Genomic DNA, 24,715 nt, shown 5'->3' on the forward strand with positions numbered 1-24,715 from the left:
AAAAAGCACAGGCTATTTTTACACAATAATTAACAAGGCTAAACATTATTTCAACTTCATTGTTTTTATTAGTGATTCAGATAAATTGGTCTTTTTCTCTTACCGAGCTTATTATCATAAGTATAGTGTTTTTAAGTGTGTTTGAGATTTGTAAATAAACTGTTAAACCTTGTAAAAAAATTGTATGAAGAACCTACTTGCATTATGTGTTTTTCTGTTGGCTGCAACGCTCAGCTATGCAGATGAAGTTGAGAAAATTGGTGTAACCGAGCATCTCGACGAGTATTTACCTACGGACATTGAGGTGGTGAATATTGAGGGTGATACTGTTTTGTTTAGTTCAATAGTGAGGGATAAGCCAACGATATTGAATTTTGTGTATTTCCGCTGTCCTGGTGTTTGTACGCCTTTAATGGATGGAATTACTGAGGTGGTAAATGCCTCAGAGCTAGCTTTAGGTAAAGATTACCAGGTTGTAACGGTGAGTTTTGATTTTAATGAGGATTATACCTTGGCCAAGAAAAAACGCAATAACTACTCAATGATTGTTGAAAAGGAGGGCTTTGAAGAGGGGTGGTTGTTTTTTACTTCGGATAGTGCCAATATTAGTAAGTTAACCAAGGCTGCCGGATTTTCATACAAACGAACGGGCAACGATTTTATACATACCGCGGGCTTAATATTGGTAAGTCCTGAGGGAAAAATAACGCGCTATTTAAATGGTACTTACTTTTTACCTTTTGAGTTTAAATTGGCCGTTGTAGAGTCATCGAAGGGAATACCCGGGCCAACAGTTAATCGCATACTTCAATTCTGCTATAGTTACGATCCGGTAGGGCAAGCTTATGTTCTTAATGTTACCAAAATAGCAGGTATTTTAATTCTTGTAATAGCCGGTTTAGTACTTTTAGTATTAACCGTTAAACCTAAAAAACAGCACGTTTAAATCTTCTAATTTATGACACAAAACGAATCGAATCAGACCCATGTAAGCTTTAGAGACGTTGAAACGCGTTTTAAAGGATTGTTTGCATGGGTATTTTCAACAGATCACAAAAGAATTGGATTACTTTATTTGTACTCCATTGTAACGTTTTTCTTAACAGGAGTTGCCCTAGGTATTGCCATGAAATTAGAATTAATGGCACCGGGGCGCGATGTTATGGACCCCGAAACGTATAACGCCATATTTACTTTGCATGGTGTTATAATGATATTTTTAGTTGTGGTACCCGGCTTACCCGCTATTTTCGGAAACTTTTTTCTGCCTATTATGATAGGGGCAAAGGATGTGGCTTTTCCGAAACTAAACTTAATGTCGTGGTGGTTATATGTGCTAGGTGCATTGGTAGCATTATCGTCGTTATTTATGGCAGATGGGCCACCGGATACGGGATGGACATTCTACGCACCTTATAGTTTTAAAACCAACACCAATGTGTTGCCTGCCGTAATAGGGGCCTTTATTTTAGGATTTTCATCGATACTTACCGGCATCAACTTTATTGTTACCATACACCGTTTACGTGCGCCAGGTATGGGCTGGTTTAAAATGCCATTATTTCCGTGGACGCTATACGGCACGGGTTGGATTCAGATTTTAGCAACTCCAATTGTTGGTATTACTTTACTGATGATTGTTGGCGAAAGGCTTTTTAGCATTGGCTTTTTTGATCCTGCCTTAGGGGGCGATCCCATTTTATACCAACATCTGTTTTGGATTTACTCGCATCCTGCCGTTTATATTATGATACTGCCTGCCATGGGCGCCATTTCCGAGATTATTCCAACCTTCGCCAATAAAACCATTTTTGGCTACAAGGCTATTGTTATTTCTACCTTGGCCATTGCTTTTGTGGGCTATTTTGTATGGGGACATCACATGTTTACTTCGGGTATGAGTGGTACGGCCTTGTATACCTTTTCGCTTTTAACCTTTTTAGTTGCCATACCAAGTGCTATTAAAGTATTTAACTGGGTTAGTACGCTTCATAAAGCATCTATTCAATTAGAAGCACCCTTCTTTTGGGCTGTTTCGTTTGTGTTTGTATTTATGATCGGTGGTTTATCGGGCTTGGCGTTAGGTGCTTTGGCAACCAATGTGCACTTGCACGATACGGCTTTTGTGGTAGCACACTTTCATTACATTGTATTTGGTGGTGTAGGTTTTGCCTTTTTAGGAGCCATACATTATTGGTTTCCGAAAATGTGGGGGCGTATGTATAATAAGAAACGAGCAATTACCGGTTGGGTATTATTTTTTATAGGTTTTAATACGCTTTACTTACCTATGTTCTTTTTAGGTATTTCGGGTATGCCGCGCCGTTATTATGATTATGTAGAACGTTTTCATGGACCAAACATTGTTTCAACCATTGGCTCGTGGGTATTATTAATAGGACTGGTGGTTATTATTTACAATTTGGTGCGTTCGGCTAAAAAAGGTGAGCCCGCAGTTAAAAACCCTTGGGGTGGTAAAACCCTTGAGTGGACTGTAGATTCGCCGCCTACACTAGAGAATTTTGAGGATATACCAGAAGTAACAAAAGGACCTTACGATTATAGATAAATTGAAAGATATGGATACAAGTACAACAATAACACACGATGAACACAGAGACGATGAAGCGTCGAAGTTGGGCATGTGGCTGTTTATATTTACCGAGTTACTCCTTTTTGCTGGTTTATTTATAGTATACGGAGTTTATAGATATGAAAACCAAGAAGCGTTTCACTCGGCAGGTAAAGAGCTGAGTGTGCCCATTGGAACTATTAATACGGTTATATTATTAATTAGTAGTGCCACCATTGCCATGGCTAGTTCTGCCATTCGATTTAAAAACAAGAAACTAACCTTACGTTTATTGGTAGTTACCTTGTTGATGGCTCTTATTTTTATGGTAAATAAATATTTTGAGTGGACAGGGAAGATTGAACACGGATATTTGCCCGGAACAGATACCTTAATGAATATGGAACAGGGTAAGGTATTGTTTTATGGCCTATACTTTTTTATGACGGGTTTACATGCCTTACATATTATTGTAGGGGTTATACTTATTACCATTGTGGTGATAAGAGTTAATAAAAATACCTTGTCGGATGAAAATCCGGTGCTACTCGATAATGCGGGTTTATACTGGCACTTAGTCGATTTAATTTGGATATTCCTGTTTCCTTTATTTTACTTAATAGCCTAAATAATTATGGAAAATCATACAGATGCACATATCGTACCCTATAAAATGTATTTATACATTTTGGGCGGCTTAATAATGCTAACACTTATTTCGGTGGCTGTTACCGAAATCGAATTCGGAGAGTTTTCAGTTCTTGTGGCGCTTGTATTGGCGTCGGTAAAGGCAACTTTGGTTCTCATTTACTTTATGCACCTCAAGTTTGATAATAAAATATTGCAAATAATGGTGCCGGCCATATTCATACTTGTTGCCCTTGTTATAATTATTGTTTTTCTCGATTACAATTACAGATAGATATGATAGAAGAAACTACAAATAATGCCTCAAATTTCGTATCAGAAGTAGATAGTGCCTTTGTTTTTATATTTGGGATATCTCTATTTTTTCTGTTCGCAATTACTATTGTAATGGTGTATTACGTATTTCGCTACAGAAAAAGTAAAAACCCCAAAGCAACACACATTGAAGGCAATCATAAGCTCGAAATTATTTGGACAGTAATACCCACAATATTGGTTGTTATAATGTTTTATTACGGCTGGGCCGGATGGAAATCGCAACGCGAGGTACCCGAGGATGCCATGACTATAAAATCGATAGCACGTATGTGGAGTTTTGGTTTTGAGTACGAAAATGGGGTAACTACAGATACTTTATATGTTCCCATTCACCAACCCATCAACTTAGATTTGGTGGCTGTTGATGTACTACATAGTATTTACATTCCTGCTTTCAGAATAAAGCAAGATATGGTGCCTGGTAAGCCTGATTTTATTTGGTTTGAATCAGGAAAAATAGGAGAGTACGAGATATTTTGTGCCGAGTACTGTGGCCTGCGACATTCGCTTATGAAAACTGCCGTTAAAGTCCTTTCGCAAGAAGATTATGATGCTTGGTATAAGGGATCATCACAAACTGCAGAAGGAGCTGGGGCAGAGGGTAAGGCCTTGTTTCAAAAGTTTGGTTGTTTTGCTTGTCATTCAATTGATGGAAGTAAACTGGTAGGGCCATCCTTAAAAGGGATTTTTAATAATAAGCGAATGGTTATTAAAGATGGCGAAGAGATTGAGCTAGTTGCCGATGCCGAATATATTAAGCGATCTATTTATGAGCCCAATGCTGATGTGGTTAAAGATTTTGTGCCAGGTATGATGGTATCGTATAAAGCAATGATTAAAGATGAAGAAGTAGATCAGCTAATAGAGTATTTTAAAACCTTGGAATAATGGGTTGGTTTAAATATCAATTTTTGATGATGATTTACAAGGCGCCTTTATTTTAAGCTTGATGACTTTACTACCGCACGTTTCCTCACGTGTGGTAATGCACTAAACACTTAATGACTAAGACTATGATTTCGTATAAAGCAATAAAAACATTTGGGAAATTTTCTATTTCAGTGCCCATAGCCTTAACGGCCTATGCAGGTTATGTTTTATTTGCCGAACAGCTTTCGTGGTTTGGTTTATTAGCCGCCATAGGAATCTTCTTTTTATCGGCAGGGGCATCGGCCATTAATCAAATGCAAGAAATTAAATTAGATGCCCTAATGCCTCGAACAGTTGATCGCCCTTTACCCTCGGGTAATATGAGTCAGGCAATGGGTTGGTCTATTATTAGTGTTTTTTTAGTAGCAGGCACTTTGTGTTTATATCCCTTCGGTTGGCATGCTGTATTATGGGGCTGGATTGGCTTGGCGTGGTACAACCTTATTTATACCCCCATGAAAACCCGCAGTGCTTTTTCTGTTTTTCCGGGAGCTATTGTTGGCGCTATACCACCTGTGGCTGGTTGGGTTGCTGCAGGAGGTTCTTTACTAGATGTTCGTATTCATTTTTTAGCCTTCTTTTTCTTTTTAGGTCAGATGCCACACTTTTGGCTTTTGGTCCTAAAATATAAAGACCAATATAAAAAAGCTGGCTTTCCAATTATTACAGATGTACTTACTAAGAAGCAAGTGATTCGCATCAACCTAATATGGTTTATTGCCACTTTTATTTCAGCTTTATTTTTACCTGTATTTAATGTAATTGATCAGCAATGGATTGTTTGGTCATTAGCCTTCTCAAGTATTTTTATGATGGGATGGAGTCTTAGAGCTACTATATTGGCTAGTAAAGAAGAGCATTCGCCACAATTGCGTAAAATGTTTATCTATTTCAATTCGTTTTACTTATGGGTTATGATATTGCTATATATTGATCAACTTTAATTTTTACTGTATACATTGCATTAAAAAGGCTTACCGTTAAGGATAAGCCTTTTTAGTTTCTATTAATAGAGCGTATTACCCATTTAATAAATCAATTAAAGCATTAAGATTACTGCGCATTTCAATTAATTGCTCCAGGCTTAGACTGCCCTCATTAAGCTTTTCGATGAGAGAGGCAGGTATCGATTTAGCATCCTCTTTCATAGCAATGCCTTTCTCGGTAAGACTAATTATCACTTTGCGTTCATCTTGTTCAGAGCGTTTGCGTTCTAACAGTTTTTGCGTTTGCATTCTTTTAAGTAATGGCGTAAGTGTGTTGGTGTTTAATATTAGTTTTTTAGCAATATCATTCACACTTAAATTATCCTTTTCCCATAATACAAGCATCACTAGGTATTGCGGATAAGTAATGCCTAATCTATCAAGCTGTGGCTGGTACTCACGAATTATCAATCTAGAAACCGCATAAATAGGGAAACAAAGTTGATTACTTAACTTTAGTCTGTCTTCACTCATACTATAATATTTTTGCCAAGTATTTGTCTATTTTCACTGGTTTAGTAATCGGTGCAAAACGCTTAATAGGCTTGCCATTGGCATCTATTAAAAATTTGGTAAAGTTCCACTTAATTTTGCTGCCCAATAAACTACCCAGTTCAGATTTTAAGTACTTGTATATTGGATGTGTATTGTCACCATTTACATCAATTTTTGCAAACATTGGGAAGCTAACGCCATAGTTGATCATACATCCTTCAGAGATAGATTTCTCATCTCCTGGTTCTTGGTTGGCAAATTGATTACAAGGGAAACCTAAAATTACAAGGTCTTTATCCTTATACTTTTGGAATAATGTTTCTAAGCCTTCAAATTGTGGAGTTAAACCGCATTTACTAGCTGTATTTACTATAAGAATGGTTTTACCTTTAAATGTATCCATGCTTATTTCTTTGCCCTGTAGGCTTGTCGCTGAGAAGTTATAAAATATGCTATCCATTATTACTTTGCTTAAATTATATCGCACACTTATTTATCGTGAGCGATACAAATATAGTGTAAATAATTTAAGTCGCAAGCGATGTAATTTATAAAACTGAGGGTAATAAAAATTGTATTGCTAAAATTTGATAAGCTATGATGTTATTTTAGGGATGTAATTCGCAATATATTAATAGTGTATGTTAACCATGGTGACTCCTTAGCAATAGGTTAATTAAGTCTTTTAATTCGTGGTTAAATTTACTATGGTCACATTAAGTTGCGCTTATATATCTTTTATTACCAGATAATAGCAAAATATTTATGTGCTATTTTATACCGGAATTAGTCATTAGGTGGTTATTTCAATCTGTATTTGAAAAAAAAGAAGTATATGGATACCTATTATTTGTTTGAGTAAAAAAGTTTTTTGTCTAATTTATATTGAATATATTAACGCATTCATTGAAAGAAAATCTACTTATAAATGATAATATCGTATAATAGAACATAAAACAAATCCTTTGAGTATCTCAAACAAACTAACTTTACGTGGAGTAATAATTATCTTCGTCATTCTATTTTCATTTATGGATATAATGGCTCAATCTGATTATGGTGGTTTTTCATCATATGGGTTAGCAGATAATATGTATCATGTTAATATTAAATCTTTGCACAAAGATTCTAAGGGATTCTTATGGGTTGGCTCAACTGATGGATTGATGCGTTACGATGGTGCTTTCTTTGATGTTTTCAGGAGAGAAAAGGGAAAAGAACATACCCTGGCAAGTAATAATATATCTGTAATAAAAGAAGATAAGTACTCTTATTCATTTTGGTTAGGGTCAGTAACTGGTCATATTAGTAGGTTTTATATTGATGAGGATAGGTATGAAAATTACTATTTAGCCCCTTCTGGAAGTAATAAGGAAGGAATGGTTCCAATATCGGATTTTGAGCAAATAGGGCCTGACTCACTTATTGTAGCCACACAAGTAGAAGGGTTATACTTGTTTTGTCCATCAAAAAATGAGTTTAAGCCTATCCGTGTAGCCGAGTTTAAGGATAAAACTAAAGGTCCTCTTGGTAACAGTGTATACCATTTGTATAATGATGATAAATATCTGTGGATCACAACCTCTTTTGGCTTGTTACAGTTGTCGCTAAATGGATCTATTATAAACCAAGACGTTTTTTCGGAAGATGCTTATCCAACATTTTATAGTAATATGGGCGAGTTTCTAATTAAGAGTGTAACAAAAGTAAAGGAAGATGTATTTGCTTTTTTTGTAAATGGCTTTTTATATTATTATGATTATAGTAAACAGGAATTAGAGGTGGTTTTTGAATCAACTATTTCAATTATTTGTGAGGACATACTAACAGATCATAAAAATAATTTTTGGATTACAACCTCAAATAATGGAGTTTTATATCTCGATTTATTAGAACAATCATTAGTGCATCACGTAGAGATTCCTAATAATCACAATTCTTTAGTAGATAATAATGTATCTGCAATATGTCACCTAGATGATCAAGAAATTACTTGGATAGGGACATCAAAGGGATTATCAAAATACAATTATAAAGCTTCTAAGTTTAAACAATATGATATAGATAAGTTGGGTGTGCCCAATGCTAATATCTATTTGTTGGCAAAAGATACTAAAGGTGGATTTTGGATAGGGAATAATAGAGATTGTTATTACAAAAAAAAATCTAGCGAAATATTTGTAAGATATGCTGAGCAAGGGGATAAGAGGTTTTATGCTTTCGCAGAAGATTCCATTGGTAACTTTCTTATTGGTACAGATAAAGGCTTGTTGGTTCATGATCTGGATAATGATCATACAGAATTAAAGACATTCAAATGTATTGGGCTCTCCGAAAAAGAGTCAAGTTATATCAATGATCTTATAGTGGCAGAAGATAGTATTAGTTGGTTGGTTAGTCACAAGGGCTTGATAAAATATAATTCAGCTACTTCAGATTATGATTTTTTCCCTTTTACTGAAGATTTGTTTGGTAATATAACTTATTATTTTTCATCAATTACTCTATCTAACGATAAAAAAAGCATATGGTTTGCCTCAAGAAGAGGGCGTATTTTCAAGTATGATATTGAAGCGAATCAATTTTCGAATGTAATTACTCTTGAAGAGGGAGTTAATGGTTTTAATACAATTTTAGATATTCAATTTGATGTAACCGGTAGACTATGGATTGCTACCTATGGAAGCGGCCTCTTGTTTTATGATTTTGCAACAAAGGAGCTCACTGATGATATGGCTGTAGATATTCTTGAGAGTCATGTATATTCTGTTTTGAAAGATAATGCAAATCAATTATGGCTTAGTGCAAATATGGGAATAGCCAAGATAGATCCTTATAATTTAGAAGCTCAATATTTTTATGCTAATGATGGAACTTTTTGCGAAGAGTTTAACTCTAATGCTTTTTATAAGTTCAAAAATAATGAAATATTGTTTGGTGGAGGTGGGCGATTTATCTGTTTTAATCCAAACGAAATAGAAAGAAATACTTACAATGCACCTGTGGAGATTAGTTCTTGGCAAGTTGATGATCAGGTGACTTCTTTCGGTGGAGGTTTATATGAAAAAGTGTGTTATAATTCCAAAGATGAGGTTGAATTTGAACAAACCAATAATGCATTAAGGGTTTATGCTTGTGTTCTCGATTATTCAAATTCTAATAGGAATATTATTAAATGGCGACTAAAGGGCTTTGATGATTACTGGAAACAAGGGTATACCAATGAGACAATTATATATCATAATTTGGATGCTGGTAAATATACCTTGGAAGTAAAAGGTATTAACTCCGATGGATATGAGAGTGAAAATACAGCTCGTTTAGATATTAAGGTAATAGCACCTTTTACGCAAACGCTGTATTTTAAAGCAATATTTGTTATTCTGTGTATATTGTTAGTACTATTAATTATACGCTTCAGGTTTGCATGGTATCGCAAACAAGAGATTTTATTAACACAGAAAGTAAAGGCTAAGACTAAAGAATTAACGGATGCTAATGAAGAGTTAGAGGCTTCACGAGAAAAGGTTTTTACTCAAAAGGCAGAGTTAGAGATTCATAGGAATTATCTAGAAGAGTTAGTAAAAGATAGAACTAAGGATTTAGAAGCGGCTAAACTAAAAGCAGAGGAGTCTGACAAATTGAAAACAGCTTTTTTAGCAAACTTATCTCATGAGATTAGAACGCCAATGAATGCAATAATTGGGTTTTCTAGTTTATTACAAACTGATGATTATAAGGATAATCATGATACCAATTTTTTAAATATTATCCAACAAAGTAGTGAATCACTGCTGGCTCTTATTAATGATATTATTGATATTTCACGAATTGAAACCGGTAATATACAGTTGGTTAAAAGTTATGTCTCAATTAGAGATATTATTACAGATGTATCTAACGAACTCATATTTGAAGAGAAGAGTGAAGAAATTATTTATCGTCAATCGATAGATTTGTTACAGAAAGAAGAAATTATTTACACAGACCCAAATCGTATAAAACAAATTTTGTCTAACCTACTGAGAAATGGTTTTAAGTTTACGAAAAATGGCTATGTAAAATTAAAGGTTGAAACTATAAGTTCAAATGAACTTAGCGCTTTAGGATTTGATTATAAGGGTGAGGGAGTTGATAATAAAGCCTTATTACTAAAAGTAATTGATACAGGAATTGGTATATCAGAAGAAGAATTGGCTATTATATTTGAACCCTTTAGAAAAGGCTATAATGGTTATAAGTTTTATCAAGGAATGGGCCTTGGCCTGAGTATAGTAAAGAACCTACTCTCAATATTAAATGGGGATATTATTGTGGAATCAGAACTCAATAAGGGTACTACTTTTACAATTTATCTTGAGTATACTGAAGAGTAGGAGATTTAAAATTATTGACTTAACCACTGTTTAAACTTCGGCGATTTTTCTGTTGAAATAATGATCTCAAATGGTAGTTCAGGATTAATATTCAGCTTTAATTTACTTTTCGAATATACCACAGCATCCTTAATACTATTAATATGGATTAGGCATTTTCTATTTGCTCTAAAAAAATGTTTAGGATCTAGTTTGTGTTCTAGCTGTTCTAAGGTAAAATTGGTGTCAAAGTTTTGATTGTCAAATGTTTTTATGAAAATGTATTTGTTATCAGCATAAAAGGCGGCAATTTCAGAAGTATTAATTGATTTAATTTTATCTCTGTAGTGCACTAAGAAACGCTCCTGATACTCTTTGTTTTCTTTCGATTGAGTTAATAATTCTTTTAGTTTCTCATAATTAAAAGAGGCCGCTTTATTTGCTGAGTGGTATATCTTATTGAATTTATTTATGGCACTTCTTAATAGTTCTTTATCCAAAGGTTTAAGAAGGTAATCTACACTAATTTGTTTAAATGCATCAATGGCATATTGATTAAAAGCGGTAGTGAATATAATGGGAACTTCAACATCTGTCTTTTTAAAAATATCAAAGCTATTGCCATCTGATAAATGAATATCCAAGAAGATTAGGTCAACAGTATTGTTTTCTAAAAAAGAAACTGTTGTACTTACAGAATCAAGTATATCAACTATTTCGAAATTTGGTTCAATTTCTAATATAAAATTCTTCAGCTTACGTGCTGATGGCATTTCATCTTCAACAATAAGTACTTTAGTCATTTGAGGATTGTATTAAATTAATAGCCACTTGATACACTTTATCATTATTGGTTACTTGAGGTTTCTTCATCCCAAGTAATTGGTATTTGTCGTTTAAGTTCTGCATTCCTGTATGAGTAGAATCCACCGCTCCTTCGCGCAGTTGCAAATTATTTTCAACTACTAAGGTATTACATTTTGTGTAGATTTTTATCTCTAGGGGATGTGAACGAGAGGCAACATTGTGCTTTATCGAGTTTTCAGCAAGTACCTGTAAAGTTAAGGGAGGTATCATCATATTACGGTATTCAGCCGGTACATTAATATCGTAATTAAAACCCACTTCAAAGCGGAATTTATACAGTTGAAGGTAGCTTTCTATAAACTTAATTTCTTCATCAACAGTAACTAAATCTTTTTTATTGATGCTAAGAACGTATCTATATACTGAAGATAAGCGCTGAATAAACACATCGGCTTTATCCACATCTTCATAAATTATAGAAGATAAAACACTTAAGTTATTAAATAAAAAGTGGTGATCGAGCTGATCTTTAAGTGCTTTATATTGTGCGCTAATATGGAGTTTTTCAAGATGGTTTAATTGGTGTTTTAGGTCGTTTTTCTCTTCGTATGCCAAGCTAAGTTCTATTAACGATATATACAGGGTATGAATCATTAATGGCATAATAAAGATGCTCTCGCTTTCAAAATGTTTTACATTTGGCGGAAAGAAGCCCACCTGCTCTAGAATTTTAATTAAGCTGATGATACCAAATGCCATTAAAACAGCAGTACTGGCATCAACTGCAAAGCGAGCTATCCATATCTTGTTCCAAGGTAATATCTTATTGAGTTTTTTTATCCAAAAGTAATATACGGTAATGGTTACAATTACCTGAAGTATGATAAGGGATATCTTACGTAATGGCATTACTTGCTGTACGTCGGATAAATCTTTAAACCCAAAGAATAGCATAAACCCAAATGATGATGATATCATTAATAACACCATTAATGGGATCATGAGAATTCTAAAGCTTATTTTTGATTTCATACTTCAATGTATCTTTAAAAGAAAGGTTTAGAGTGGTGATTTACTCATAAACCTTTCTTAGTTAATGGAAAAGTAAAATTATATTTAGCTAGTTTTCATCTTTAATTAAATCACCGGTAATTCTAAGTAAATAAAACTCGGCCACTTTTGCATTAAAGCGAGCATCGTTATACTGATAAGCTACATTTAGTAGGTTTTGTTGTGCTGCTCTAAATTCAATAGAATTAACACGCCCTATCTGAAACATTTCTTTGGTTTGCTCAAAGTTTAATTTAGCCTGTCCCATGCTACTTTGTTGCAGTTCAACTATACGTACTTTGTAAATATAGTCGGTATACGCATTAGATGCATCGCGTTCTATTTGAGCTCTTATTTGATTGCTTCTTTCTTGCTCGCTTAACAAATTAAGTGTGGCATTTTGCTCGTTTGTATGTTGTTGGCGACCATTAAAAACATTGAATTTAAGCGTAACACCACCAGTCATACCATCAGTTTGACTAAATTTCATTAGTCCGGCATCATTATTCTGTTGGCTATAGGCATATTGCCCATAAGCTTGTAGGGTAGGGTATTTTTGAGCTTTGGTGATTTTAACATCCAAATCTTTAATATTAACCTGTTGTTGCTGAGAAATAAGGTTGCTGTTGTTCATCATGGCCGATGAAATTACATAATCCGCATTTTTATCATAATCCAGATTAAAAGATTCGTCAACACTGTACTCTTGTTGAACGGGTAAACCCAGACTTACATTGAGGTTTTTTAACGACATTAAGAAGCTCTGTTCAACATTAAGAATGGTTGTGCTATCGTTATTTAAATCGACCTCAGCATTCAGTACATCTAATTGGCTAGCCTGACCGTAGCTTTTTTGATCCAATACACGGTTATATCTGTCTCGTGAAATTTTCATGGTTTCATGAGCCAAATTTAGGTTTTCCTGTGCTCTACATACTTCATAATAGTTTTCAATAACCTCAAGCATGGTGAGTTCCATCTGTTGCTTGTAAATGGTTTGTTGCAACTCATCGCTGCTACGTAACTTTTTTAAGGTGTACACATTCCCTAAACCATCAAATAAAGTATAATCAACCCTAACATTGGCATTATAAGATGAAGACGTAGCATCATCAATTATTTCTCGGTTCGGATTACCTGTAAACTCTAGTTCGGTATCGTTTTTCGAATACTCAGCACCTCCATTTAATGTAACTGATGGTAATAAATTGGCATTACCAATGCTATTGCTGTTTTGTGCTTGCTTTAGCTCGTTAGAGGCAATTTTAAGATCGAAATTATTAATTAGTGCAATACTAATTGCCTTGTCTAGCGTAACTGTGCTATCTGCAGGTTCTTGCGCCTTAAGCGAAGTAACAAACAGGGTAGCAATAATTGCTATATATTTAATTTTTATCATGATATATATAATTTATGTAGGAGGAAGCATAGGCCTCCTCCATACTAAAAACTAACTATTCGTTTTCTTTTTCAAAGTCCAATTCCTTAATAGCACTTTCAATCTCTTCGTTTGTTACTTTTCTGCCTTTAATTAAGGAGTAGTAACTTACCTTGCTATTGTTCACTATAGTAAGCATAACCGGAAGAAGAATAAGGGTTGTAGTTGTTGCCATCATCATACCATAAGCAAGCGATATGGCTACCGGAATTAAGAAACGTGCTTGCATACTTGTTTCAAGCAACATTGGCATCATACCCACTACTGTTGTTAAGGTGGTTAATATAATAGGGCGTAAACGCGACACTCCTGCATTAATCAAGGCATCTTGATATTTCATACCATCCTTAAGGTTAATATTGAGGGCATTAATGAGTACCAGAGCATCGTTAATCATAACTCCTACCAAGGCAATAATACCCATAAACGACATTAAACTAATGCTCATTCCGTGTATCCAGTGCCCAAATACTACACCCACAAAACTTAGCGGAATCATACCATAAACCAATATACTCTGACTTACTGAACGTAGTGTAAGCAATACGATACCAAACATCAGTAATAATACAACAGGTATTGTTGTTTTTGCAGAGTTGGCCACTTTGTCCGTTTCACGTTTCTGACCATCGTAAACTGCACTTACACTTGGATGCTCAAGGAATATAGGTTCAAAAACATCCTTTTGTAGTCCGGCAATGATATCAGGTAAGGAAGCTCTCGCATTGGTCATGTTTGCTTCAATCTGAACTTCTTTATCAAAATCGAGGTGGCGGATACTTGAAATACCATTTACTGTTTTAAGCGTAGCTAGTTCTGAAAGGGGATACGCTTTACCATCGCTTAAGCGAACTTTCATATTTTCTAGCTGGCCGATAGAACGACGGTTTTCGATATCGTACTTCACCCAAACTTTAACTTCATCTTTACCACGTTGTAAACGCTGTGCCTCATTACCCCAGAAAGCCTCACGTACTTGTCCGATTACATCTTGAACGCTTACACCTAATAGGTGGGCTTTCTCTTTTAAAGTAATCTCTATTTCGCGGTTACCAATAGGCGTATTATCTGAAATATCGGTTACCTCAGGGCGACTTTTCATGGCCAATTTAATTTTCTCCTTAGCAAGTTGAAGTTCTTTATTATCATCGCCAACCAATGAAATTACAATGGCCTTACCAAATGGATTAAAGCCTGAGTATTGTAAAGTTTCGGCACCAGGGATATCACCTACAATGTTTCTAATTCGGTTGATTACTTCATCAGTAGTTGAGGTACGTAACTCGGCATCCTGCAATTGAACTTGCACAATAGCACTATTTCCGGCTCCCATGAAGCGTTGAAATACTTGTTTAATGATAGAAATATTTTCAGTACCATCTTGTTGTAACTCATCGTTAACTTGCCAAACTGCGTTAAATATTCTATCGAGCTCAGCTTGCGTAACGGCATCTTCAGTACCTGCAGGTAGGCCCAGTGTAACGGTGAAATTATCTCCTTCAACATCAGGGAAGAAAGTGGTAGCCACGGTTCTTGAACTTACCATACCTACCGATAAAATCATTAGGGCTGTAAATATGGCCATTGTAATAGTTCGGTGTTTAATGGTCCATTTTAATATGGCTTTAAATTGGTGGTTGGCAAAATGCACAATACCACGTTCGGCCCAACCCATGTATTTATTCCACTTGGTTTCTGAATGATTTTGCATTGCCTTTGAGTGGGCAAGGTGAGAAGGCAATATAATTAAGCCTTCGATAAGCGAAACAAATAGAATAAATATTACAATAATGGATATCTCTTTAAACATATCACCCATTCTACCATCTAAGAAGATAAAAGTAGAGAAGGCCATCATTGTTGTAATAACACCAGAAACCACAGCAGGTGTTACCTCAAGCGTACCATCAATAGCCGCTTTTATAGGCTTTTTACCCATCTGCCAGTGTCGGAAAACATTTTCAGCAACCACAATGGCATCATCAACCAAAATACCGAGCACCAATATTAAACCGAATAGGGATAACATATTTATGGTAGCGGTGGTGGCGGGAAGCAGAATAAACATACCAAATATTGAAATAGGTATACCCAGTGCTACCCAGAATGCAATACGCGGATTTAAGAAAAGTGATAGAAAAATGACTACCAATATGATTCCGGTGATTCCGTTTTTATTTAATAGGTCGATACGCTGATTTAGCGTAACACTCATATCGTTGTTGATAACACCTTTGAGGTGATGTTGTGATTGATTGAATTCTTCGAGGTACTCTTTTATTTGATCTGTTGATATTATAATATCTTCTTCAAAAGTATTGCTAATCTCAAATACAACGGCTTTTTTGCCGTTAAATAGTACCTGCGAAGGGGTATCGGCCCATTGATCTTTAATGGTAGCCACATCTTTTAGGCGAATAATACCATTGTTGGGCGAGCTTTTTATTACAATATTCTCAATGCCATCGCTATGGTATTCTTTATTACGCACACGTATAAAAAACTCTTCTTGTCCATCTTTTACACTTCCTCCAGTCATAATAAGGTTGGCACTTGCTACTGCACGCGCAATTTCAGTGAAAGTAAGTTGGTACGATTCTAATTTTTCTTCGTTTAATAAAATGGCTACTTCTTCATCGGGGTAACCGCCTATTTCAATTTTAGATACACCCTTCATTTTAAGCATATCGTGCTCAATTTGTCGCGATACATCCTTCAATTGATGTAAGGTAACATCTTGGCCTTCTTTAGGGGTAATTACAAACGACATGGCTCTGTTTACATCATCGTGTTTGTAAGTAACCACCGACTCAATAGCAGCAGGGAAAGATGCAATACGATCCACCGCATTTTTTACATCAACCAAGGCTTCATCCATATCCGTACCTTTCAGCATTTCAATGGTTACGGTACCGGTGTTTTCTCGCGAAACGGATGTAATTCTATCCATTCCTTCAAGGCCTTTTACATTTTCCTCAATCTTAAGTATGGCACCTTCTTCCACCTCCTCGGGTGAAGCACCAGGAAATAAAATATCAACATATATATTTCGGGTTGGTACGTTAGGGAAAAAGTTTTTTTGAATCCCTAATAAGGCAATAATTCCAAATATGACAATGAAGCCCATTATTAGATTAACTGCCAGAGGGAATTTTATAAAGTATTCTATAAGTTTTTTCATCTGTTCAAATTATTATTACAACACCAGTGCTAACTAACCTAGTTTGCGGGTGAGTTAGCAATTGTGCTATTAATAAATTTAGTTAATACGAACTGGCATACCTTCGTAAGCACTTTTAATTACTGTTTTCATAATCTGTGCATCAGCACTTAGGCCTTTAATAATGGCTTTATCGCCCTGTTTCATGAGCACTTCAACTTGTTTGTGGCGTAATACACCATTTTCCATCACAAATATCTTATTGTCATCGCTCAGCATTTTACGTTGCACACTCATGGCATTTTCAAATGGCGACATACTAATAGATGCTGTTAAAAACATACCTTCTTTTAAATGCTCGCCCGAAACGCCTATGTACACAATTACGCTTTGCGATTGCGCATCGATATCACCACCAATTCTGATTACTTTACCTTGCCAGTTTCCTTTAATCTCAGAAGAATGTATTGTGGCTACAGTGCCCACTTTTACTTCGTCCATTGAGCTAAGCGGAAGCGTAATCTCTAATTCAAATTTATTCGGATTAATGAATACCCCTAACTCAGTACCCGAACGCACTGCTTTTCCGGCCTCAGCTGTTGATTCTGTTACTATACCACCATACGGAGCAGTAATTGTATACTTGTTTAGCTTCTCTTGTGCTGATTGAATTGAATAGTAACTGGTTAAGATACCCTTACCAGCCAAAAAGAATTTCTCCTGTGTGGTTTCTGACTTTGGTAAAGCAGCCAAGGGTTTCTGTAAATCAAGATTTAATACATACTCTTTCCAAGCATTATAACTGTTTGGATAATCTGATTTTAAATCGGGAAGGATAGAAGTTATTGAAGTAATGAAATCACTTTTTTGTGCCAAAAGCGTCATTCTAAATTCTTCAACATCAACCTGAAGCATGGTTTCTCCCTTGCGATAGGTTTTACCCGGTCGGAATAAGTTAGCTGAGTTTAACAACTGTCCTTCTACCTGCGAAAAAATTTGCAAACGTTCTGAAGCAATTAGTTTACCTGTAGCTTCAAGTTCATAAGATACATCTTCAATTGCGGGCTTAACCACCTGAATTAAGGTAGCTTTTACTTTTTCGTTATTATCACCGACTTTTTTCTTGCCCGATGAAAGAGCTTTTACGATTAATATTGCCGCTATTATTATAGCAATAGATAAACCAATAGCAATAATTCTTCTCTTCATTTTTAATGAGTTTATGTAAGTGTTTTAATAATTCAATTTTGTGAGAGTGCAAATGTAGTCAGCTCTTATATATAAGAAACAAAAAAAAGATGAATAGGGTTTATTAGGGAGTGAAAACTAGATATTAATGGTTAATTATAAATGATAGGTGATTTATAGTTCTTTTTGAGATGAATACCCTTTGTGGTAAGAACATGTTGTTTATTCACCACTAAGACTCAAAGTTCACAAAGAAAATAAGGCTTTAATGATAAAAATAGTATGTTTCTGCGTGATTAACCCCATAATGGTTTAAAAAGCTATTGAATCACAATATAAAATAGAAAAAAACAGGAGGGATCATAAGTAATTTTTATGTTTTATAGTGAGGATGTCTAATTTATAATTATGCTAAACTAGCAATGCTTCAGAATTGTATTTTGCCCAATTTTATTGAGATTCAGGAAGTGTAAAACCGCAAGTGAATTCAGTTTTAAGGTGTTAATTTGTATGTGTTATTGTGAAATAAATACAAAATTATTACTTTAAATCTCCTAAATTATTAATCAAACGAATACCTAATGGCAAAATCGCGACAAAGAAGGAAGAAAAAGGCTGCGCCTATTCATAATCATAATATAACAATAAGGGCTTTTAAAAATAGATTGCAATACTTGTGCAATATGGTTGATTGCAATGTGCTAGAGGTATTAAATACACGGTCGGATTGGGCCAATATATATATCTTTTTTTACAAGGTTAGTACTGTAAAACGCATAGAGAGCGAATATGAGAATACCAAATGCCGCACCATGTATAAGATACTGCCTAAGTTTATGGCTAAACAGGAGTACAGAATAATAAAGGACTCTAAAGAAAAGGTGAGCTTGGAAGACCTATGCTACATAAAAGCCTTGAAGGAATACATAATTGGTTTTGAGCATAATTTACCTGCCAGCACTACTGAAGCTTGGATGCAGCAATTGAATAGATTTTATGGCGAAGATATAGAATGGGTAGAATCTATCATTAACATTTGTAGGTTTGCTAGTATGCTTACTGCGTGGCCAGATAAATCATTGCGTAATTATTTTGTAGATCCTGATGCATTGGGCAATTTTGGAAGGCACAATATAGGAAGTATCGTTTTTAAGATGGGGGTATTTCGACCTATAAAAGAATATGTGTGTATAAACGGACAGCGTAGGCCAGTATACCAGTTGTTTTTACCTCAATTCTTTGGAGAAACGCATTACAAGGCCAGAGTGTATACCAAAAGCTTGGGCCATCATTATAGCGGAAGTAAAGAGCAATTACCCATTTATATACAAGGCCATGCCTTACAACGCTTGCAAGAACGTATTCATCCCATTAACTGGATAGAGTTGCGGGTGGCGCTTTCATCGTTTATTCTTCAAGACAATAATATTCAGTTTGTTGGCGGTAAGTTACTTTTAGATTTTACCATAAGAACCTTAAAGATAGGTTACTTGGTGGCCGAAATAATTGATGAAAAGGTGGTTGTAAAAACCTTTATTTTAATTACGCATGCCTCTGCACCCGAGGGGAGTATGTTTCAGGAGCTTACCGGATTCTCAAAATACGACATGAGCTTTTGGAATATTGCCAACATCCGTACTTTTATTGATAACGATATGCCCTGCGATAACCCCATGTATACTTATTTTGAGCAAAGTAATTTATTAGATCTGTTTCGCTTAAACAATGCTTTAGCTTTTGAAAGCAGTGATAATAAATCGGCGTTTAACTGGAATTCATTAAGCCAATGTTTGAACAAGTATAACGAGCGCGATATTTTGAGCGAAGAAGAGCTGGCCAATGTAGATTACTCACTAATGCTCAGCTCATAAAATTGAGAAGTGGAGGCGTGAAATTTCTTTAAAGCTTCCCTTGTTGCTTTTTCATGCTTTAAAATTTCTTTAAAGCTTCACCAAAGCATAAAACACGCAATGAAATTTCCTCATTGGAAGAAAAAGCAATTTTTGGCGCAATGAAATTTCTTTAAAGCTTGCCCAAGCCTTTAGTGAAGCTTTAAAGAAATTTCACGAGGTGAAAATTAAAGTAGGTCGTGAAAAAATTTCACGACACCAAAAAAAATACCAGTCGTGAAGAAATTTCACGGCACTAAATTAAAAACCAGTCGTGAAATTATTTCACAACTATTCATCAATATTAACCCGTTGCGCAAATGTGCAACACAAAATTTAATGAAATGGAGAAAATCCTTAAACTATCGAGCTCTTGCCGAACTACAGAAGCAAACTCAGTGGTAAAAAAAATTATTAGTGAGTACAATACCCACGACTTTACGGGTGAGGCCTATTTTACGGGTATTATGGATACCATAATTAGCACCAACGATGCGCTAACCCTAGCCATTGAGCGCGATACCAACCAATCGGAATTAGATAGCTTTGATGAGGTGGCCGATAATGCTTTTACCAGTTTGTACTTTTTAAGTATGGGTCTGGCCAACCATCCTGATGAAGCGATTAGTAAGCCTGCAAAGGAGGTTTTTAAATTGGTTGATAAATATGGATTAGAAATTAAATCGAAAGGCTACGATGTGTCCTATTCTTTATATGGCTCCTTAATAAGCGATGGTAAATCGGAGAAATATAAGGCTAGCATTGCTAGTTTATCGGGCTGTAAAGATAGTTTTGATAATTTAGAAATAGCCGTAAACAATTTTTTAGAGAAACAGCGCTCTAATATTTTGTATAACGATGCCCGTAAAACCGAAGAGTCGGCTTCGAGCCTTAAAAAGAACTTGATTGCCATTATTAATGGCGATTTGATTGATTGCCTAAGGTATCAGCAAAAAGCCAATACCGCCATGTATGGTGGCATTGCTCAATTTATTCATCAGCGTTTTAGCGAGGTGAATGCAGCAGTGCAGAGCAGAAGTAAAAAGAAGGATGAAGTAGTCGCTTAAGCGATGCCCCAATAAGAAATCCCGTAGCGTAGCTGCGGGATTTTTTTGTGGGGTAAAAGGGGTGCGTTATAGGTTTGGGTACTGGGAGCCTATTTAATGTGAGCAGTTTTTTTAATCAACCAATCCCACTTTTTTATAAAATTCATTCAACTTTTTCTTTTCCACCTCGTTATTTTCGTGTTCAATACGATTAATTAATCCTTCATTATTGAAAGTCAATATTTGTGCACATTTATGAACATGATTTTTGTTTTTATGAGTAAGGTAATCTGTAAAATGTACAACAAATTTTTTATCATCAATAACTTGCACCTTACTTTCTCCCCATTCCAGAACATCAAGCTTTCGTCTTCCTTCGATCATATTCTGTTTGTAAGAGTTACAAATTTTCTCAGGACCAATTATTAGATCATCTTCAATATAGTATTTACAATCATCACTGATGAGTTTCTTTGTCAACTCGAATTGGTCTTTATCAAGAGTTTGTCCAAACTTGATAGCTATTTCTTCATTTGTTTTCATTGGAATTTTTTTACGGTAAAAAACCAAAATAGATTATTCAATATTGCTTTTTGTTGTTCTATCAATATTTCGGCCCTTTAACTATCGAACTGTTATAGACATATTAATAACAGAGGCGGATTTGAAGCGTTAAAACTACCAAAGTGCCGAACGTTGTTTGTTTTTATCTTTCCATTTATAAAGCCAAATTAAAAAAATGGTGGTGTTCAAACATCTCACTCAACTTCCAAAGTTTACAAACGGAATATGCTTTATAATAGCGTGTTGTAGCTAGTTTCTTATTATTTCTTGAAGCCTACTTTTATAGTTTAATGCATATTCCTCAAACATTTTTGTTCTACAAAGGACGTAAATTAGTCTGTCCTGATTACGCAATATATAATCATAATCTTTTTCGTTGAAAATGTCGTCATGATGAATAAACCCGTTTAATTTATCTTCAAGTTTGATTGCCTTTAAATTATTCTCTAATTCTATTTCAAAAACGTAAAATTTAGGAAACCATTTCTTATCCGATTGTATAATTGGTATTCTATTCTGTGCTATAAATGACTTATATTGTGAAGGATATATTTCTAACTTTTCAATCTGTTTTAGGTCTTTATATTTACCAAACCTTAGAGTATCAATCTCACTAGCCTCCTTTATTTCATAATTGTCAGTTATAAGAATATTAATAAATCTTGAAAATACTTCCTCTTGGTCATTTGAAATTTCTATAAGTGGTTCGGTCATAGATACAGCACTACTATCTTTCTTTGTAAAAGAATTTGATTGTTTCGATTTCCCTATATTGGAACAGCTTGTTAAAAGCAAGACTGTAAATATTATAATTATTCTATTCATACCATATTCCTAATTTAGCCCCAACTATAATGTATCCCATCCTAAATTGAATACATCCATATCATTTTTATTTTGTGTTATTGGTATTTGTAAGGTAATAGCGCTGTATACAAAAAGGACAAGCGAAGCTACCTGTTGTGAGAGGGGCTCCGCTAGGCTAAGTGCCTAGGGGTAGGCTATTCGATTACTTGCCGTATTTTTTTCCAAGAATTAATCGCATTTGAGTCCCGTTTACAAAATATTTATAACTAGAATCATCAATGTCTTTTTTTTCAGATACTATTCTTCCCTTGTTATTATACTTTAAACGATAAGCTCGATTAAAAACCCCAATAACTTTACCTTCTTTATTTATTATTGGACTCCCTACATAATTCCAATGACTCAAAAATTCTTTCGTTCTGATTCTTAGATCTAAACGAGCAACTTTAGCATTATCAGATGTTTCAACAACCCCTTCAATAATTCTTAATTTATCATCAGAGCCATAACCTACTATATAAACCCTTTCTTTATTTTTAATTAAACTAACATCTGGTTCTAGAGCATCTATTGAACCTTCCTGAAGGTTAACATTAAATGCAAGAAATGTTCTAGGATTATAAAAACTTTCTATTCTTTCTTTTAGGGCTAGAGATTTTACAGATATAAAATTTAATTTATTAGGTACAGTATACATCTTCCAAGACAACAGTTCATTGGAAAAATCCTTAACTGAAAGCATTTCACCATGAGTATAGTGAGTTCCTGTAAAATCACGGGCTGTACATGCAATAACTCCAGTGTCTAGTTTTACCAAAAACGAGGAGCCATAATTTATATCATCTCTATTCTTAAACTTCGCTTCATTCCTTAGTACTACTGATGTCCACTTTGTTGGTTTTAGATGATTTAACTCATTTTCTAACTTATAATACTTTATACCAACTGAGATTATCATCATTAAAATGTAATATTTCATAACTGCAATCTTCTTAATTTAATATGGCAAGTAACTAAAATGTATCCCATCCTAAATTGAATACATCTATATCATTTTTATTTTGTGTTATTGGGATGGTAATAGTGCTATGTGCTAATATTTAGACTCGTTGTTTCTAATTTAGTTTGTTTTGATGGTCGATAAATTCTACCAATTCATCTTCACTTTCCCAATTGGTTCTAATTTCGCCAATATTCTCAATTACAAAACCTGTCAAAATACTTTCACTAATTTCTTTTAGCTTATTTTTATCTACGAAATAGTTGATTATGGTCTGAGGAGTCCTAATTATTCCCCATGGAATTCCCCACCAACCAAGAATGATAGTAGATGTTAAAGCACTTTTTCTTTTCTTGTTAGCGCATTCTTGACATGAAATTATTGGAGTCTTTTTATAGTTTGTAAAAATAATAAAGCTCTTTACACTTCTGATTAGTGAACCTTTTAGCGGGTTGCTTTTTCCCCCACATTCAGGACACTTAAGCCCTGAAACTTTATCGAGTATCTCAATAATTTCAGATTCTGTAATTTCTTTGGTTTGTGCTTCAATTCCTTTTTCAAGGTTTGGGTCTAGTCCGCGCTTTTTAATTTCTGCCATTAGAATTGGAATGACTTCAGGTTCTAGGCTTCCAGCTTCATTTTTTGCAAGATGTTCTAATTTATAATCTTCAAATTTTTCGTAGTTCTTTTTAATTAGTTCTAGGTCTAGTGACATACTTGTTATTTTATATTTGTTTTTTTAGAGATGTTAAATGCGTCCCAATGGCTCTAATAAATGATATAGGCGAACTGGTTAATTTTATTAATCATTCTCCTCTAATCCCTTAAAGGTGTCAAGTGTCGATATGAAAATTGCACCTAAAATACCAATAAAAATTATTGCCATCCATATCCAAATGTTCATTGTTAATTTATAACGTACTATACTTATAATTCCATTAGTTACAACGACCCATATTCCAATAAGTAATCCAATATAAAACCTTCTTTTATTATCAAATGTAATTTTCCGTTGGCAATTTAAACAGTCCCATTTTGACATTATTACTTTAAAAAGGAGGTTCTTTATATAGGCCGATTTTGAATATTTATAATTACAGTAAGGGCAAGTTCTTAACTTCATAATTGTTGAGTATAAACTTTTAGATATTACTTTTTTTGTTGGCAACTAATATGCATTCGCCCACAACGAAAATACATCTATATCATTTTTATTATGTGTTTTCGGTATTTGTAAGGTAATAGAGCAGTATACCAATATTGAATTTGATGGAGTGTATGGCTTTAGCCACTGTGGAGTATTTTCATAGTTTGAGGTTTGGTACATGTTTTCTTCGTTTCGAAAATAGAAAAAATACCTCGAATAGGATTCGTTTAACAATATAAATTTAGAGTTAAGCATTAATTTATATCAATACTAAATACAAGTGTGTATAGTTTCTGTGAGCAAATGAATAATAAG

Annotated in this window: 20 protein-coding genes; 9 read left to right on the plus strand and 11 right to left on the minus strand. The window is 34.5% G+C overall.

What is annotated here, in order from left to right; genetic code table 11:
• Positions 1-184 precede the first annotated feature (184 nt).
• The 6 genes from QMO11_RS10885 (at position 185) to QMO11_RS10910 (ending at position 5,412) form a co-directional block, all read left to right on the plus strand.
• Positions 185-946 carry an SCO family protein gene (locus QMO11_RS10885; RefSeq protein ID WP_282037290.1) on the plus strand — a complete coding sequence of 254 codons (762 nt, stop codon included), beginning with the start codon at positions 185-187 and terminating at the stop codon, positions 944-946.
• Between the two features lie 12 nt (positions 947-958).
• The gene (locus QMO11_RS10890; protein WP_075603608.1) at positions 959-2,569 is read left to right on the plus strand and encodes a cytochrome c oxidase subunit I; all 1,611 of its coding nucleotides are present in this window, start codon (positions 959-961) and stop codon (positions 2,567-2,569) included.
• A 10-nt stretch (positions 2,570-2,579) separates the two neighbouring features.
• A complete protein-coding gene (locus QMO11_RS10895) occupies positions 2,580-3,200 on the plus strand; it encodes a cytochrome c oxidase subunit 3 family protein (protein ID WP_282037291.1) in 621 nt (206 codons plus the stop codon).
• Positions 3,201-3,206: 6 nt separating this feature from the next.
• Positions 3,207-3,494, plus strand: a complete 288-nt coding sequence (locus QMO11_RS10900) for a cytochrome C oxidase subunit IV family protein (protein WP_282037293.1) — start codon at positions 3,207-3,209, stop codon at positions 3,492-3,494.
• Between the two features lie 2 nt (positions 3,495-3,496).
• Complete coding sequence (coxB, locus tag QMO11_RS10905; RefSeq protein WP_282037295.1) at positions 3,497-4,426, plus strand: cytochrome c oxidase subunit II; 930 nt, start codon at positions 3,497-3,499, stop codon at positions 4,424-4,426.
• Between the two features lie 125 nt (positions 4,427-4,551).
• Entirely contained in the window at positions 4,552-5,412 is an 861-nt protein-coding gene (locus QMO11_RS10910) for a protoheme IX farnesyltransferase (protein WP_282037297.1), read from the plus strand.
• A 75-nt stretch (positions 5,413-5,487) separates the two neighbouring features.
• Here QMO11_RS10910 and QMO11_RS10915 read toward each other — a convergent pair whose 3' ends face one another.
• Both QMO11_RS10915 and QMO11_RS10920 read right to left on the minus strand, forming a co-directional pair.
• Positions 5,488-5,928, minus strand: coding sequence for a MarR family winged helix-turn-helix transcriptional regulator (locus QMO11_RS10915; protein ID WP_282037299.1), 441 nt, complete (start codon positions 5,926-5,928; stop codon positions 5,488-5,490).
• Between the two features lies 1 nt (position 5,929).
• Positions 5,930-6,409 carry a glutathione peroxidase gene (locus QMO11_RS10920; protein ID WP_075603614.1) on the minus strand — a complete coding sequence of 160 codons (480 nt, stop codon included), beginning with the start codon at positions 6,407-6,409 and terminating at the stop codon, positions 5,930-5,932.
• Positions 6,410-6,914: 505 nt separating this feature from the next.
• On the opposite strand from QMO11_RS10920, the gene QMO11_RS10925 reads away from it, so the two are divergent.
• Complete coding sequence (locus QMO11_RS10925) at positions 6,915-10,325, plus strand: sensor histidine kinase (protein WP_282037303.1); 3,411 nt, start codon at positions 6,915-6,917, stop codon at positions 10,323-10,325.
• Positions 10,326-10,336: 11 nt separating this feature from the next.
• Here QMO11_RS10925 and QMO11_RS10930 read toward each other — a convergent pair whose 3' ends face one another.
• From QMO11_RS10930 to QMO11_RS10950, 5 genes are all read right to left on the minus strand, one after another.
• Positions 10,337-11,107, minus strand: coding sequence for a LytR/AlgR family response regulator transcription factor (locus QMO11_RS10930; protein WP_282037305.1), 771 nt, complete (start codon positions 11,105-11,107; stop codon positions 10,337-10,339).
• Entirely contained in the window at positions 11,100-12,143 is a 1,044-nt protein-coding gene (locus QMO11_RS10935; protein ID WP_282037306.1) for a sensor histidine kinase, read from the minus strand. The genes QMO11_RS10930 and QMO11_RS10935 overlap by 8 nt, the downstream gene beginning before the upstream one ends.
• A gap of 88 nt (positions 12,144-12,231) precedes the next feature.
• Positions 12,232-13,560 (minus strand): TolC family protein, encoded by a 1,329-nt coding sequence (locus tag QMO11_RS10940; RefSeq protein WP_282037309.1) that lies wholly within the window; start codon positions 13,558-13,560, stop codon positions 12,232-12,234.
• Positions 13,561-13,615: 55 nt separating this feature from the next.
• A complete protein-coding gene (locus QMO11_RS10945; RefSeq protein ID WP_282037311.1) occupies positions 13,616-16,780 on the minus strand; it encodes an efflux RND transporter permease subunit in 3,165 nt (1,054 codons plus the stop codon).
• 78 nt (positions 16,781-16,858) lie between these two features.
• Positions 16,859-17,968, minus strand: a complete 1,110-nt coding sequence (locus QMO11_RS10950; RefSeq protein WP_282037313.1) for an efflux RND transporter periplasmic adaptor subunit — start codon at positions 17,966-17,968, stop codon at positions 16,859-16,861.
• Between the two features lie 791 nt (positions 17,969-18,759).
• Between QMO11_RS10950 and QMO11_RS10955 the strand changes: the two genes are divergently transcribed.
• Entirely contained in the window at positions 18,760-19,818 is a 1,059-nt protein-coding gene (locus QMO11_RS10955; RefSeq protein WP_282037315.1) for a hypothetical protein, read from the plus strand.
• 362 nt (positions 19,819-20,180) lie between these two features.
• Positions 20,181-20,903: a DUF6261 family protein gene (locus QMO11_RS10960; protein WP_282037316.1), complete on the plus strand. Its 723-nt coding sequence runs from the start codon at positions 20,181-20,183 to the stop codon at positions 20,901-20,903.
• 111 nt (positions 20,904-21,014) lie between these two features.
• Here QMO11_RS10960 and QMO11_RS10965 read toward each other — a convergent pair whose 3' ends face one another.
• The 4 genes from QMO11_RS10965 to QMO11_RS10980 all read right to left on the minus strand — a co-directional run bounded on the left by QMO11_RS10965 (position 21,015) and on the right by QMO11_RS10980 (position 23,968).
• Positions 21,015-21,425 (minus strand): hypothetical protein, encoded by a 411-nt coding sequence (locus QMO11_RS10965; RefSeq protein ID WP_282037318.1) that lies wholly within the window; start codon positions 21,423-21,425, stop codon positions 21,015-21,017.
• 270 nt (positions 21,426-21,695) lie between these two features.
• Positions 21,696-22,160, minus strand: coding sequence for a hypothetical protein (locus QMO11_RS10970; RefSeq protein WP_282037319.1), 465 nt, complete (start codon positions 22,158-22,160; stop codon positions 21,696-21,698).
• Between the two features lie 295 nt (positions 22,161-22,455).
• Complete coding sequence (locus QMO11_RS10975; RefSeq protein ID WP_282037321.1) at positions 22,456-23,232, minus strand: S1 family serine peptidase; 777 nt, start codon at positions 23,230-23,232, stop codon at positions 22,456-22,458.
• A 136-nt stretch (positions 23,233-23,368) separates the two neighbouring features.
• Entirely contained in the window at positions 23,369-23,968 is a 600-nt protein-coding gene (locus QMO11_RS10980; RefSeq protein ID WP_282037323.1) for a hypothetical protein, read from the minus strand.
• Positions 23,969-24,715: the final 747 nt, after the last annotated feature.

Origin of the sequence: Saccharicrinis aurantiacus (assembly GCF_947489045.1) — a bacterium.
In the GTDB taxonomy this organism is placed as follows: Bacteria; Bacteroidota; Bacteroidia; order Bacteroidales; family Marinilabiliaceae; genus Saccharicrinis; species Saccharicrinis aurantiacus.